This window comes from Gilliamella apis, assembly GCF_002142155.1.
Lineage (GTDB): Bacteria > Pseudomonadota > Gammaproteobacteria > Enterobacterales > Orbaceae > Gilliamella > Gilliamella apis.
The window spans coordinates 1-990 of the sequence record NZ_NASD01000050.1 but is presented as its reverse complement, the minus strand read 5'-3'; the positions used below and the strand labels follow the sequence as shown (position 1 = coordinate 990).

General features: G+C 27.6%; 1 protein-coding gene. It reads left to right on the top strand.

The annotated features are described in order from the left end of the window. Positions 1 to 107: 107 nt before the first annotated feature. Positions 108 to 443, top strand: coding sequence for a hypothetical protein (locus B6C84_RS11430; protein ID WP_065613180.1), 336 nt, complete (start codon positions 108 to 110; stop codon positions 441 to 443). Positions 444 to 990: the final 547 nt, after the last annotated feature.

Here is a 990-nt window from a genome sequence, read left to right as displayed (position 1 = left end):
ACAGACCAACTATTGTAATATATTTTATTGATCTGTGAAACCGATCGTAATATAATTTGATAACTTTTTATTAACTTAAAATTTTAAATAAATTTATGGAGTAGGAAATGGAACAGAATAAACAAGATAAAGATCTTGAAACATTACAAAAAGAATTTTACAACAGAGAAGCACAAAAAGATTTACAAGCAGAACTAAGAAAACAAAAAGCAAAAACTGGAGCCATGATTGCTGCAGGAGCACTTTTTTTCAGCATCATAAGTTACATGATGTTTGGGGGTATTGGTGCTTTTCTAGCTATTATTGCTGTTTTTATGAGTATTTTCGCAATGCTTAAAGGAGGAACTTATACCAAACACGGTTCAATGATGTGTGGGCTATCATTGATTGCTGGAATTTTCTCAATAGTAATTAATATCATGGTAATGTTATTTATAAAATAACCTTAAATAATCATATTTTTAACAAACAGAAAAGAGAAACTAAAATTTGCTAAAACAGTATTATATACTGAAAAATTGCTGAAATTATTTGCAATTTTTAGTTAGTCATTATTGATGGCATCATAGCTTCGTTTATGCCTTAAAAATTAGGAAACGAAATGAATAAATTATTAATTAACATTATATTAGCTGGATTTTTATTATCAGGCTGTGGATTTAGAACTGAAAGTGGTCAAACCTCATTAGAAAATTAAACATATCAAACGATTAAAACTAAAATAAAAGAAGGGAAAACCACTCAAATAAACCATAAAACAGGGATAGGACAATAAAATGCGAAAAATGATATTTTTTAGTATTTATGTTTTTTCATTCTGTTCCACTAACGTGGCTGGTTTAAGTGATATAGGAGACAAAATAAACCAATAACAATTACAATCTAAATTTTTCAGTAATTACTAGAAAGTTAAATACCGATGGTAAGTATACTACTTAGGTGTGTAAAAACGATATTACCTCGAAAATAATTAATGCTAAAGAAAGGAAT